Source organism: Streptomyces sp. NPDC050534 (assembly GCF_044457745.1).
Taxonomy (GTDB): domain Bacteria; phylum Actinomycetota; class Actinomycetes; order Streptomycetales; family Streptomycetaceae; genus Streptomyces.
The window spans coordinates 157300-169023 of sequence record NZ_JBITHF010000003.1 but is presented as its reverse complement, the minus strand read 5'-3'; the positions used below and the strand labels follow the sequence as shown (position 1 = coordinate 169023).

The 11724-nt window shown below is 70.3% G+C and carries 11 protein-coding genes; 5 read left to right on the top strand and 6 right to left on the bottom strand.

Annotated features, from left to right (window positions below; genetic code table 11):
* Positions 1 to 14: 14 nt before the first annotated feature.
* Complete coding sequence (dusB, locus tag ACIBN2_RS11765) at positions 15 to 1181, bottom strand: tRNA dihydrouridine synthase DusB (RefSeq protein ID WP_399134144.1); 1167 nt, start codon at positions 1179 to 1181, stop codon at positions 15 to 17.
* A 97-nt stretch (positions 1182 to 1278) separates the two neighbouring features.
* Between dusB and ACIBN2_RS11760 the strand changes: the two genes are divergently transcribed.
* Positions 1279 to 2724 carry an MFS transporter gene (locus ACIBN2_RS11760; RefSeq protein WP_399134143.1) on the top strand — a complete coding sequence of 482 codons (1446 nt, stop codon included), beginning with the start codon at positions 1279 to 1281 and terminating at the stop codon, positions 2722 to 2724.
* 48 nt (positions 2725 to 2772) lie between these two features.
* Here ACIBN2_RS11760 and ACIBN2_RS11755 read toward each other — a convergent pair whose 3' ends face one another.
* Positions 2773 to 3684 carry a helix-turn-helix transcriptional regulator gene (locus ACIBN2_RS11755; RefSeq protein ID WP_399134142.1) on the bottom strand — a complete coding sequence of 304 codons (912 nt, stop codon included), beginning with the start codon at positions 3682 to 3684 and terminating at the stop codon, positions 2773 to 2775.
* Between the two features lie 101 nt (positions 3685 to 3785).
* On the opposite strand from ACIBN2_RS11755, the gene ACIBN2_RS11750 reads away from it, so the two are divergent.
* The 3 genes from ACIBN2_RS11750 to ACIBN2_RS11740 all read left to right on the top strand — a co-directional run bounded on the left by ACIBN2_RS11750 (position 3786) and on the right by ACIBN2_RS11740 (position 6788).
* On the top strand, positions 3786 to 5213 hold the full coding sequence (locus tag ACIBN2_RS11750; RefSeq protein ID WP_399134141.1) for an MFS transporter: 1428 nt from the start codon (positions 3786 to 3788) through the stop codon (positions 5211 to 5213).
* A 121-nt stretch (positions 5214 to 5334) separates the two neighbouring features.
* Positions 5335 to 5541, top strand: coding sequence for a hypothetical protein (locus ACIBN2_RS11745; protein WP_399134139.1), 207 nt, complete (start codon positions 5335 to 5337; stop codon positions 5539 to 5541).
* 98 nt (positions 5542 to 5639) lie between these two features.
* Positions 5640 to 6788, top strand: a complete 1149-nt coding sequence (locus tag ACIBN2_RS11740) for a serine hydrolase domain-containing protein (RefSeq protein WP_399134138.1) — start codon at positions 5640 to 5642, stop codon at positions 6786 to 6788.
* On the opposite strand, the gene ACIBN2_RS11735 is transcribed toward ACIBN2_RS11740, so the two are convergent.
* Together ACIBN2_RS11735 and ACIBN2_RS11730 are read right to left on the bottom strand one after the other, a co-directional pair.
* Positions 6785 to 7375, bottom strand: a complete 591-nt coding sequence (locus ACIBN2_RS11735; RefSeq protein ID WP_399134137.1) for a TetR family transcriptional regulator — start codon at positions 7373 to 7375, stop codon at positions 6785 to 6787. The two genes, ACIBN2_RS11740 and ACIBN2_RS11735, sit on opposite strands and share 4 nt — an antisense overlap.
* 25 nt (positions 7376 to 7400) lie before the next feature.
* Positions 7401 to 8411 carry an aldo/keto reductase gene (locus tag ACIBN2_RS11730; RefSeq protein ID WP_399134136.1) on the bottom strand — a complete coding sequence of 337 codons (1011 nt, stop codon included), beginning with the start codon at positions 8409 to 8411 and terminating at the stop codon, positions 7401 to 7403.
* Positions 8412 to 8571: 160 nt separating this feature from the next.
* On the opposite strand from ACIBN2_RS11730, the gene ACIBN2_RS11725 reads away from it, so the two are divergent.
* Complete coding sequence (locus tag ACIBN2_RS11725; protein ID WP_399134135.1) at positions 8572 to 9618, top strand: chitinase; 1047 nt, start codon at positions 8572 to 8574, stop codon at positions 9616 to 9618.
* A gap of 4 nt (positions 9619 to 9622) precedes the next feature.
* Here the strand turns inward: ACIBN2_RS11725 and ACIBN2_RS11720 are convergent, their stop codons facing one another.
* Both ACIBN2_RS11720 and ACIBN2_RS11715 read right to left on the bottom strand, forming a co-directional pair.
* On the bottom strand, positions 9623 to 10234 hold the full coding sequence (locus ACIBN2_RS11720; RefSeq protein WP_399134133.1) for a LysE family translocator: 612 nt from the start codon (positions 10232 to 10234) through the stop codon (positions 9623 to 9625).
* 85 nt (positions 10235 to 10319) lie between these two features.
* Positions 10320 to 11702, bottom strand: coding sequence for a glycine--tRNA ligase (locus ACIBN2_RS11715; RefSeq protein WP_399134132.1), 1383 nt, complete (start codon positions 11700 to 11702; stop codon positions 10320 to 10322).
* Positions 11703 to 11724: the final 22 nt, after the last annotated feature.

The following is an 11724-nucleotide window of genomic DNA, read 5'->3' as shown; positions in this document are numbered from 1 at the left end:
GGACAGGGGCCGGTTCAGCCGCCCGAGGTGTCCAGCTCCGCGTCCTCGCCCACGCCCGCGCAGTCGTACGGGTCCTTCAGCCAGCCGTCCGGCAGGACGACCCTGTTGTTGCCGGACGTACGGCCGCGGGGGCCGTCCGCACCCACCGGCCAGGGCTGGTCGAGGTCCAGCTCGTCCAGCCCGGAACGGAGCTCCTCAAGCGACGAGGTGATCGCGAGCCGCTTGCGCATCTCGCTGCCGACCGCGAAGCCCTTCAGGTACCAGGCGACGTGCTTGCGGAAGTCGACGACGCCCTTGGACTCGTCACCGATCCACTCGCCGAGCAGAGTGGCGTGCCGCACCATGACGTCGGCCACCTCACGCAGCGAGGGCCTCGCACTGCATTCATCAGTGCCTCCGGCACGGGCGTCCATACGCCCTTCGAACGCCGCCACCAGATCCGAGAACAGCCACGGGCGCCCGAGGCAGCCCCGCCCGACGACCACCCCGTCGCACCCGGTCTCCCGCACCATCCGCAGTGCGTCCTGGGCCGACCAGATGTCGCCGTTGCCGAGCACCGGGATCTCCGGGACGTGCTCCTTGAGGCGGGCGATCGCGTCCCAGTCCGCCGTGCCGCCGTAGTGCTGGGCGGCGGTGCGCCCGTGCAGCGCGATGGCCGTCACGCCCTCCTCGACGGCGATCCTCCCGGCGTCGAGATACGTGATGTGGTCGTCGTCGATGCCCTTGCGCATCTTCATGGTGACGGGAAGATCACCCGCCCCGGAGACCGCCTCCCGCAGGATCGAGCGCAGCAGATTCCGCTTGTACGGAAGCGCCGACCCGCCGCCCTTCCGCGTCACCTTCGGCACCGGGCACCCGAAGTTCAGGTCGATGTGGTCGGCCAGGTCCTCCTCCGCGATCATGCGGACGGCCTTGCCGACGGTCGCGGGGTCGACGCCGTACAACTGGACGGAACGGGGCTTCTCACTCGCGTCGAAGTGAATGAGCTGCATGGTCTTCTCGTTGCGCTCGACCAGCGCCCGGGTCGTGATCATCTCGCTCACGAACAGGCCCTTGCCACCGCTGAACTCCCGGCACAGGGTGCGGAAGGGCGCGTTGGTGATCCCGGCCATGGGCGCGAGCACGACGGGCGGCGTGACGGCGTGCGGACCGATCTGCAAGGAGGAGAGGGGCGTGGGCATTCCCCCATTGTCCCGTACGCCGTCGGGTACTCCGCCCACGGATCTTGTAGCGGTCATTAGTTAGACGCACTATCGAACTCGTCGTACGATGGGGCGCATGCCAGAGCTCAGCTCCCGACGACGTCTCCTGGTGCTCGCGATCTGCTGCATGAGCCTGCTGATCGTGAGCCTCGACACCACCGCCCTGAACGTCGCCCTGCCGTCGATGCAGCACGAACTGGACGCTCCCACCTCGGGTCTGCAGTGGACGATCGACGCCTACACCCTGGTCCTGGCCTCGCTGCTGATGCTCGCGGGCTCCACCGGTGACCGGGTGGGCCGCAAGAAGGTCTTCATGGCGGGCCTGGTCGTCTTCTCCCTCGGCTCACTGCTCTGCTCCCTCGCCCCCGGCCTGGACGCGCTGATCGCGTTCCGCATGGTCCAGGCGGTCGGCGGTTCGATGCTCAACCCGGTCGCGATGTCGATCATCACCAACACCTTCACCGACCCGCGCGAGCGCGCCCGCGCGATCGGCGTGTGGGGCGCGGTCGTCGGCATATCGATGGCCGCGGGCCCGCTGGTCGGCGGCCTGCTGGTGGAGTCGGTCGGCTGGCGCTCGATCTTCTGGGTCAACCTGCCGGTGGGCCTGGCCGCGCTGCTGCTCACCCTGCGCTTCGTGCCCGACTCCCGCGCGCCCAAGGCCCGCCGCCCCGACCCCGTCGGCCAGGTCCTGGTCATCGCCCTGTTCGGCTCCCTGACGTACGCGATCATCGAGGCGCCGGACTCCGGGTTCGGCTCCGTCCTGCCGTTCGCCCTGATCGCGGCGGCCGCGCTGGCCGGACTCCTGCGGTACGAGCCGCGGCGCGACGAACCCCTCATCGACCTGCGCTTCTTCCACTCCGTGCCGTTCAGCGGGGCGACGGTGATCGCGATCAGCGCGTTCGCCTCGCTCGGTGGCTTCCTGTTCCTGTCGACGCTGTACCTGCAGAACGTGCGCGGGCTGACCGCGCTGCACGCCGGCCTGTGGATGCTGCCGATGGCGGTGCCGATGTTCCTGTGCGCTCCCCTGTCCGGACGGCTGGTCGGCAGTCGCGGGCCGCGGCTGCCGCTGGTGATCGCGGGGATCGCGATGACCGTGAGCGCGGTGCTGTTCGCGGCGTTCGACGCGGAGACGTCCGACGTGACGCTCTTCGTGGGCTACGTGCTGTTCGGTATCGGGTTCGGCTTCGTGAACGCGCCGATCACCAACACGGCGGTGTCCGGGATGCCGCGTGCGCAGGCCGGTGTCGCCGCCGCCGTCGCCTCGACGAGCCGGCAGCTCGGTCAGACGCTCGGGGTTGCCGTCGTGGGTGCGCTGCTCGCCTCCGGCGTGGCGGGCTCGGCGTACAGGTCCCACTTCGTGGCGGCTTCCGTGCCGGGGTGGTGGGTGCTGGTCGCTTGTGGCGTGGCGGTGCTGGTGCTCGGCGTGGTGACGAGCGGGCGTTGGGCTCGGGGTACCGCCGAGCGGACGGCTGAGCGGTTGCAGTCCGCGGAGGTGCGCGAAGCGGCCGGGATCGTCGCGTAGTTCGGCGGCTGCGATACGGCCCCCGCCCCTGAAGACAAAGCTCTGCAGTCACCTCGTTTGGACGGCGTCCCTTTCCAGGGCGATCCGCTGCAGCTTCTCCAGCCGCTCCCGCGACACCTCGTCCACCGGTGCGTACGTCACCATCCGCGGGCCCAGTTCGGGGCCGAGCCAGAGGTCGGTGTGGTCGACCGTGATGCGGCCCACGTAGCGGTTGTCGAACTCCTTGCGCTTGGTGCGGTGGGCGACGACCTCGTGGCGGTCCCACATCTCGCAGAAGTCCTGTGACTCCGAGCGCAGCCGCTTGAGGAGCATCTTCCAGGCGGGCTCGGCGAGATGGCCCGCCATCGTGGCGCGGAAGCGGGCGGCCATCGTGCGCTGGGCGTCGTCGAGGTGGACGATCGACGAGCGCCATTCGGCGTTGGTGTAGGAGAGGACCATGCAGTTGCGGTCCTCGGCGGGTACGGCGTTCAGGTCGCAGAGCAGCAGGCCGTACGTGCGGTTGTAGGCCAGGATGTCGTAGCGGCTGTTCTGCACGCAGGCCGGGACCGGCTCCATCTGCTCCAGGATGGCGCGCACCCCGGGTGTGATCGACGGGCAGACCGTCGCCGGGGACGGGTCGACCTGGCCCGCCAGCTGGAAGAGGTGGGCGCGCTCGCTGGGGTCCAGGAAGAGCGTGCGGGCCAGGGCGTCCAGCACCTGCACGGAGACCTGGATGTCCCTCGCCTGCTCGAGCCACGTGTACCAGGTGACGCCGACGGCGGCGAGGTGCGCGACCTCCTCGCGGCGCAGGCCCGGGGTGCGGCGCCGGCGGCCACGGGGCAGACCGGCCTGCTCGGGGCTGATGTGCTCGCGGCGGTGCCGCAGGAAGGCGGCGAGTTCGTGCCGCCGTACCGAACCGGCGTCGCTGGTCGCAGGGGTGCCGGGGGTGCGTACCGCCTGATCCTGGGCCATGGTCGTCATGCCTCCAGACTGCCGCCGCGCGGATCCTGTTGCCAGGTACTCCTTCTACCAGGATAAGGAGACTCTGGTACCAGTCTGGGACCGGCCGCAGGCTCGACCACGTGACCGAAACCATCGCTACACGCACCGTCCGGACGCCGCCCGCGACACCCTCGCTCGGCGGCCTCGGACTCTTCACCGTGCTGCTGGCAGCGGCACTGCCTCTCATCGACTTCTTCATCGTCAACGTGGCCCTGCCGACCATCGGCAAGGACCTGCACGCGAGCGAGTCCGTCCTGGAACTGGTCGTGGCCGGGTACGGGCTCGCCTACGCCGTCCTGCTCGTCCTCGGGGGACGGCTGGGCGACCTGTTCGGGCGGCGCCGCTTCTTCCTCGGCGGCATGGCCGCCTTCGGCCTGACCTCGCTGGCGTGCGGGCTCGCGCCCAGTGCCTGGACGCTCGTCGCGGCCCGGATCGCACAGGGCGCCGCGGCGGCCGCGATGCTGCCGCAGGTGCTCGCCACCATCCAGTCGGCCACGGCCGGACCGCGCCGGGCCAAGGCCATGGGGCTCTACGGCGCCACGGCCGGGCTGTCCATGGTGGCGGGGCAGATCCTCGGCGGCATCCTGGTGGCCGCCGACCTCTGGGGCACCGGCTGGCGCTCGGTGTTCCTGGTGAACGTGCCCGTGGTCGTCGTCGGCCTGGTCCTCGCCGTGCGCGGGGTGCCCGAGACCCGCTCCCAGCACCCGGAGCCGGTGGACGGACCCGGCACCGTCCTGCTCACCGCGTCCCTGCTCGCGCTGCTGGCCCCGCTCACCGAAGGGCGCTCGGCGGGCTGGCCGCTGTGGACGTGGCTGTCGCTGGTCGCGTTCCCGTTCGTGGCGGCGGCGTTCTACGCGGTCGAGCGCCGGGCGGACCGGCAGGGCCGTACGCCGCTGGTGCCGCCGAGCCTGTTCTCGCTCACCTCGCTGCGCCGCGGCCTGGTGATGATCGTCCCGTTCTCCGTGGGCTTCAGCGGGTTCATGTTCGTGATCGCCGTCGCCCTGCAACGGGGCGCGGGGCTCGGGCCGGTACGGGCGGGGCTGGCGCTCGCGCCCATGGCCGTCGTCTTCTTCTTCGTCTCCCTCGCCGGGCCGCGGCTCGTCGCCCGGTACGGCACCCGGATCGTGACCGCCGGCGCGGTGATCCAGGGGCTCGGTGTCGCGCTGATGGCACTGGCCGCCTGGCGCTCCTGGCCGGACCTCGGCCTCACCGAACTGCTCCCCGGCGCGGCGCTCGCGGGAGCCGGGCAGGCGCTCCAACTGCCCATCATCTTCAGGGTCGTGCTCTCCGAGGTGCCGGCCGCGCGGGCCGGTGTCGGCAGCGGTGTGATGATGACCACCCAGCAGTCGGCCCTGGCGCTCGGTGTGGCCGCCCTCGGCACCCTCTTCCTCTCCCTCGTCCCGGCCCACGGGATGCAGAACGCCCTGGTCACGACGCTCCTGGTACAGCTGGCCTGTGTGGCGCTGTGCGGGCTGCTGAGCCTGCGGCTGCCGCGGACGATCGGGTGAGCGCGGGGTCCGGGGGCCCGGGGAGGTGTGGGGAGCCGCTCACGGATTGGACAACTCGCTGTGAAGAAAACCCTGTTGATGTTGGTCTTGCTGCACACTCCTGTGTCGGAGGCGAGGCAGCATGCTGGAGATCAAGACGAGCAAGGTGAGCCGCTGGGACCAGCACGGACGTGAGCACGTCGTCCGGGTGCAGCGGACCGGAGTGCAGCGCACGATCAGATGTGACACCTGCGGCTGGCGCAAGGCCGCGCAGTTCCTGCCCTGGCTGAAGGCGGAGGAGCACCTGGCCGAGGCGCATCAGGCGACGGTGGACCCGTCCGAGGAGTAGGAGGGCCGGGGGCCCGCCCGCCGGCCGATGACTTTCCGTCGCCCCGGCGGTCGTAGAAGGCGTACACGGTACGACGACCACGCACCGGAAGGCCGCCCATGAGCGCTCTGCACGACATCCTGAACCGGTACGTCGAGGCGGGCACCGTGCCCGGTGCCGTGGCCCTCGTGGCCCGCGGTGACGACGTCGAGGTGGTGACCGCCGGGTCGGTGGACACCGGCGGCACCGCCCCGATGGCCCGGGACTCCGTCTTCCGGATCGCCTCGATCACCAAGCCGATCACGGCGGCGGCGGTGCTGATGCTGATCGAGGACGGCGTGCTCGAGCTGGACTCGCCGATCGAGGAGTGGCTGCCGGAGCTGGCGAAGCCGGTGGTGGTGCGCACCCCGTCGAGTCCCGTCGAGGACGTGGTCCCCGCGGCGCGCCCGATCACGGTCGAGGACCTGCTCAGCTCCCGTACCGGCTGGGGCTTCCCCGCCGACTTCGCGCTCCCCGCGGTGCAGTCGCTGTTCGCGGTGCAGAAGGACGGCCGCGCCCTGCAGTCCTGGCCGGAGGCCGGCGCCTGGCTGGGCCTGCTGGCCCAGGTGCCGATGCTGTACCAGCCGGGCGAGGCATGGCTCTACGGCACCTCCTCCGATCTGCAGGGCATCCTGATCGCCCGGGCGTCCGGCCGCAGCCTCCCCGGCTTCCTCGCGGAGCGGATCTTCGAGCCGCTGGGCATGACGGACACGGCGTTCGAGGTGCCGGCGTCGAAGCGGCACCGCTTCACGTCGGCCTACTCGACGAACCCGGACGGCAGCCTGGACCTCTTCGACACCCCGGACGGGGAGTTCAGCAGCGTTCCCGCCTTCCACTCGGGCGGCGGCGGCCTGGTCTCCACGGCGGACGACTGGCTGGCCTTCGCCCGCCTGCTCCTGAACTCGGGCGCCACCCCGGACGGCCACCGGCTGCTCACCCCCACCTCGGTGAGCCGTATGACCACGAACCACCTCACGGCGGAGCAGCGCGACCGCGTCCCGCTCTTCCTGGAGGGCCAGGGCTGGGGCTACGGCGGCCAGGTCGACGTCACCCCGTCCGACCCCTGGAACGTCCCCGGCCGCTACGGCTGGGTGGGCGGCACGGGCACCACGGCCCACATCGTCCCGCCCACGGCCACCACCTCGATCCTGCTCACCCAGGCGGCCATGCAGAACCCGACCCCGACCCCGCTGATGCGCGACTTCTGGCGGCACGTGGCGGGCGGCTAGGCCCTGAGTCCTCGTACCACCAGATCCACCAAAGCCTCGAACTCGCCCTCCACGCCCGGCAGTTCCCACTCGCTCGCATAGCAGGGGTCGTGGAAGCGGCCCGTGGCCTGGAACAGGGCGCGGGCCGCGACCGCCGGGTCCTCGACCGCGAAGGTGCCGGCCTCGGCGCCGGCGCGGACGATGCGGGTGAGCTGGCCGGTCAGTTCGGCGATGTGCTCGCTCACCACCTCGCCGGAATCGCCGACCAGGACCGAGTACGTGGCGAAGAGTTCCGGATCGGCGCCCGCCTTCCGGCGCTTGGCGGCGAACAGGGCCGCGCACCACTCGCGCAGCCGTGCCTCCGGGTCGCGTTCGGCGTCCGCGGCTATGCCGGCCAGGATCTCCGTCGTGCGGTCCAGCCACCGCTTCGTCACCGCTTCCCGCAGTGCCGCCTTCGTACGGAAGTGGCGGTAGACGCTGCCGTGGCTGACGCCGAGCGCGCGGGCCACGTCGACCACGGTCGCCTTGGCGGGCCCGTGGCGGCGCAGCACCTCCTCGGTCGCTTCGAGGATGCGCTCGGCGGTCAGGGTCTCGCTGGTCGGAGGCATGTCTAGACGGTACCCGGCAGCGCGATCAGCGTTCGCTGTCGAGCATGGCCATCTGCGCGGGGGCGTACCGTTCACCGGCCGCCGCGTCCGCCGGTACGGCGGCCTCGATGGCGGCGAGGTCGGCCGCGTCAAGAGTCACGTCCAGGGCGCCCAGCGCCTCACCGAGCCGCTCGCGGGTGCGGGCGCCGACCAGCGGCACGATGTCCTCGCCCCTGGAGAGCACCCAGGCGATGGCGATCTGGGCGACGGAGACGCCCTTCTGCTCGGCGACCTTGCGCAAGGACTCGACCAGCGTGAGGTTGTGCTGCAGGTTCTCCCCCTGGAAGCGGGGCGAGTGGGCACGGAAGTCGGTCGGCTCGTACTCCCGGCCGGCCGTGACGTGACCCGAGATCAGCCCGCGGGAGAGCACACCGTACGCGGTGACGGCGATGCCCAGCTCGCGCAGCGTGGGCAGGATCTCCCGCTCGGGGCCTCGGGAGATGAGCGCGTACTCGATCTGGAGGTCGGTGATCGGCGCGGTGGCAGCGGCTCGGCGGACGGTGTCCGCGCCCACCTCGCTGAGCCCGATGTGGCGGACGTATCCCTGCTCCACGAGTTCCGCGATCGCGCCGACGGTCTCCTCGATCGGCACGTTCGGGTCGAGCCGGGCGGGGCGGTAGACGTCGATGTGGTCGACGCCGAGGCGCTGGAGGGAGTACGCGGCCCAGGTCTTCACGGCGGCCGGGCGCGCGTCATAGCCGTGCCAGGCGCCGTCCGGGCCGCGCTGGGCGCCGAACTTCACACTGACCAGCGCGTTCTCCCGCAGGGCGGCCGGAGCCGTGCGCAGGGCCTCGCTGATCAGCATTTCGTTGTGGCCCATGCCGTAGAAGTCGCCGGTGTCCAGCAGGGTCACGCCGGCCTCCAGGGCGGCGTGGACCGTGGCGATGGACTCGGCGCGATCGGCCGCGCCGTACATGCCGGACATACCCATGCAGCCGAGGCCGAGGGCGGAGACCCGGGGGCCGGTGGTTCCGAGGTTTCGCGTCTGAATCGTCATGCAACCCACCCTGACATGACAGCTGACAGAATTCAATATCTGTCAGCTGTCAGCCGCCACTCCTTGCCTGCCAAACTGGTCCAGACCTATTGACGAAAGGTCTGGACCGCTGCACTGTCATGCCTACGACACCTCGCGCACCCCCACCGGGAGGCCTCGCATGATCCGCCGCGCCCTGAGCCTGCTCACCGCCGCCGTCGCGACCGCCTGTCTCACGCAGCTGCCCGCCGCCCCCACCGCCTCCGCCGCCGACACCTGCGCGGTGAAGTCCAGGCCCGCCGGGAAGGTCCTCCAGGGCTACTGGGAGAACTGGGACGGCTCCGCCAACGGCGTCCACCCGCCGTTCGGCTGGACCCCGATCACCGACTCCCGTATCGCCGCGCACGGTTACAACGTGATCAACGCCGCCTTCCCCGTGATCCGCTCCGACGGAACGGCCCTGTGGGAGGACGGCATGGACTCGGGCGTGAAGGTGGCGACGCCCGCGGAGATGTGCGCGGCCAAGGCCGCCGGCCAGACGATCCTGATGTCGATCGGCGGCGCGACGGCCGGCATCGACCTCAACTCCACCGCCGTGGCGGACAGGTTCGTCTCGACGATCGTCCCGATCCTGAAGAAGTACAACTTCGACGGCATCGACATCGACATCGAGACGGGCCTGACCGGCAGCGGCAGCATCTCCCAACTGTCCACTTCCCAGGCCAACCTGATCCGCATCATCGACGGCATCCTGGCGCAGATGCCGGCCGGCTTCGGCCTCACGATGGCCCCGGAGACCGCCTACGTCACCGGCGGCAGCATCACCTACGGCTCGATCTGGGGCGCGTACCTGCCGATCGTGAAGAAGTACGCGGACAACGGCCGGCTGTGGTGGCTGAACATGCAGTACTACAACGGCAGCATGTACGGCTGCTCCGGCGACTCCTACTCGGCCGGTACCGTGCAGGGCTTCACCGCCCAGACGGACTGTCTCGCCAAGGGCCTTGTGGTGCAGGGCACGACGATCAAGGTGCCCTACGACAAGCAGGTCCCGGGCCTGCCCGCGCAGTCCGGAGCGGGCGGCGGCTACATGTCGCCGTCACTGGTCTCCCAGGCATGGCAGCACTACGGCACCTCGCTCAAGGGCCTGATGACCTGGTCGATCAACTGGGACGGCTCGAAGAACTGGACGTTCGGCGACAACGTGAGGTCGCTGCAGGGCCGTTGAACCGCTAACGCGCCGTCAGCGCCAGCTTCGCGCCCAGCGCCACGAACGATCCCGCGAAGCTCCGCCGCAGCCACGTCATCACCCTCGGCCGTGAGGTGACGTGGCTGCGGACCGAGGCCGCGAGCACGCCGTAGGCGGCGAAGACGACGAAGGTCGCCAGCATGAACACACCGCTCAGCCCCAGCATTCGGGGCAGGGCGTGCGGTGCCGACGGGTCCACGAACTGCGGCAGGAACGCGAAGAAGAAGATCGTCAGCTTCGGGTTGAGCAGATTGATCAGCACGCCCCGCACGATCACGCGCCCGGCGGAGAGCGGCGCGTCATCCTGGTCGACGTCGATCGCCTGCCGGTCCCGCAGGGTCGCCCAGGCCATGTGGAGGAGATAGGCGACACCGGCGTACTTGACGACCTGGAACGCCGCGGCACTCGCGTTGAGCAGCGCCGCGAGCCCGGTGACGGTGGCCGCCACATGCGGCACGATCCCGAGCGTGCACGCGAAGGCCGCGACCACGCTCGCCCGCCGGCCGCGGGACAGCCCGGCGGCGAGCGTGTAGACGACACCGGTACCGGGAGTGGCGACGACGACCAGGGTGGTGAGAAGAAAGGCGAGACTCATGCCCGCCAGCCTGTCGCCGCACCGGTCCCCGATACAGGTCCAATCCGGCACCCGCATCAGGGACCACTCGTGGTTCCGGCAGACCTCAGCTGCCGAGCAGACGCCCGGCCAGGTACCCCTCGATCTGGTCCAGCGACACGCGTTCCTGCTTCATCGAGTCACGCTCGCGCACCGTCACCGCGTTGTCCTCGAGCGTGTCGAAGTCGACGGTCACGCAGTACGGCGTACCGATCTCGTCCTGGCGGCGGTAGCGGCGGCCGATCGCGCCGGCGTCGTCGAACTCGATGTTCCAGTTCTGACGCAGCGCCTGCGCGAGCCCCTTGGCCTTCGGGGACAGCTCCGGGTTGCGGGACAGCGGAAGGACGGCGACCTTCACGGGGGCGAGGCGGTGGTCGAGACGCAGCACCGTCCGCTTCTCCATCTTGCCCTTGGCGTTCGGCGCCTCGTCCTCGACGTACGCGTCGAGCAGGAAGGCGAGCATCGCCCGGCCGACACCGGCCGCGGGCTCGATGACGTACGGCGTCCAGCGCTCGCCGGCCTCCTGGTCGAAGTAGGAGAGGTCCTGGCCGGATGCCTTGGAGTGGGCGTTCAGGTCGTAGTCCGTGCGGTTGGCGACGCCCTCCAGCTCACCCCACTCGTTGCCGCCGAACTGGAAGCGGTACTCGATGTCGGCGGTGCGCTTGGAGTAGTGGGAGAGCTTCTCCTTCGGGTGCTCGTACCACCGCATGTTCTCCTCGCGCAGGCCCAGGCCGGTGTACCAGTTCCAGCGCTGCTCCATCCAGTACTCCTGCCACTTCTCGTCCTCGCCCGGCTTGACGAAGAACTCCATCTCCATCTGCTCGAACTCGCGGGTGCGGAAGATGAAGTTGCCGGGCGTGATCTCGTTGCGGAAGGACTTGCCCATCTGCGCGATGCCGAACGGCGGCTTGCGGCGCGAAGTGGTCTGCACCTGGCCGAAGTTGGTGAAGATGCCCTGGGCGGTCTCGGGGCGCAGGTACGCGATGGAGCCGGAGTCCTGCGTCGGGCCGAGGTGCGTCGACAGCAGGCCCGAGAACTGCTTGGGCTCGGTGAACTGGCCCTTGTTGCCGCAGTTCGGGCAGTTCACGTCCGCCAGGCCGTTCTCCGGCAGGCGCTTGTGCTTGGCCTCGTAGGCCTCCTCCAGGTGGTCCGCGCGGAACCGCTTGTGGCAGGAGGTGCACTCGGTGAGCGGGTCCGTGAAGGTGGCGACGTGACCGGAGGCGACCCAGACCTCGGGCGCCAGGATCACGGACGAGTCGAGACCGACCACGTCCTCGCGCGAGGTCACCATGTAGCGCCACCACTGGCGCTTCAGGTTCTCCTTGAGCTCGACACCCAGCGGGCCGTAGTCCCAGGCGGCACGCTGGCCGCCGTAGATCTCACTGCACGGGAATACGAAGCCACGGCGCTTGCTCAGGCTGACGATGGTGTCGATCTTGTCGGCGGCCACGGTGCTCTCTTCATTACGACGA